This window comes from Microbacterium sp. HMWF026, from assembly GCF_003061325.1.
GTDB classification, from domain to species: Bacteria; Actinomycetota; Actinomycetes; order Actinomycetales; family Microbacteriaceae; genus Microbacterium; species Microbacterium testaceum_E.
This window is the reverse complement of the sequence record NZ_QAJB01000216.1, coordinates 1-804: the sequence shown is the minus strand read 5'-3', so window position 1 is coordinate 804 and position 804 is coordinate 1. Positions and strand designations below refer to the sequence as shown.

General features: G+C 68.5%; 1 protein-coding gene. It reads right to left on the bottom strand.

The annotated features are described in order from the left end of the window. Positions 1 to 804: HAD-IC family P-type ATPase (locus DBR36_RS08880; RefSeq protein ID WP_146185292.1), on the bottom strand; the 804-nt coding region annotated here is incomplete at both ends.

Below are 804 nucleotides of genomic sequence, written 5' to 3'. Positions count from 1 at the left end.
GAACCCGATAGGGGCGAGCACTCCGGCGGCGAGGGGGACGGAGACGAGGTTGTATCCGGCGGCCCACCACAGGTTCTGCTTCATCTTCCGATAGCTGGCCCGCGACAGGTCGATCACGGACAGCACGGAGCGGGGGTCGTCGCTGGCGAGGATGACCCCGGCGGACGCGATGGCGACATCGGTGCCCGCGCCGATGGCGATACCGACATCGGCTTGCGCGAGGGCGGGTGCGTCGTTCACCCCGTCACCAACCATGGCGACCTTGCGGGATTCGTTCTGAAGCTGCTTGACCTTGGATGCTTTGTCTTCGGGGCGGACCCCGGCGAAGTAGCGGTCGATGCCGAGGTCGGCGGCGACGGATGCGGCAACCGCTTCGGCGTCTCCGGTGATCATGACCACCTGCACGCCCCGCTGGTGCAGCGCGTCGACCGCGGCGCGCGATTCAGGGCGGATCTCGTCCGCCAGGCGCAGCGCTCCTGCCACCTGCCCGTCGATGAGGACGTGGAGGATGATCGCACCCTCGTTGCGCCACTCGTTCGCGATCGACCGCTCAGCGGCCTTCTCCTGCTCGAGCATGTAGGGGCCGCCGACCTGGACGGTGCGCCCGGTGACCTGCGCGCGGACACCGACGGCCGGTGACGATTCAAAGTCGTTGGAGGAGGGGACGGTGAGCTGCTTCTCTTTCGCGGCGTTCACGATCGCCCGAGCAAGGGGGTGTTCAGAGTCCGCCTCGGCGGCGGCGGCCAAGGCCAGCAGTTCGTCTGCATCGACCCCTTCGGCAGGGTCGATCGCGGTGACGGCCGG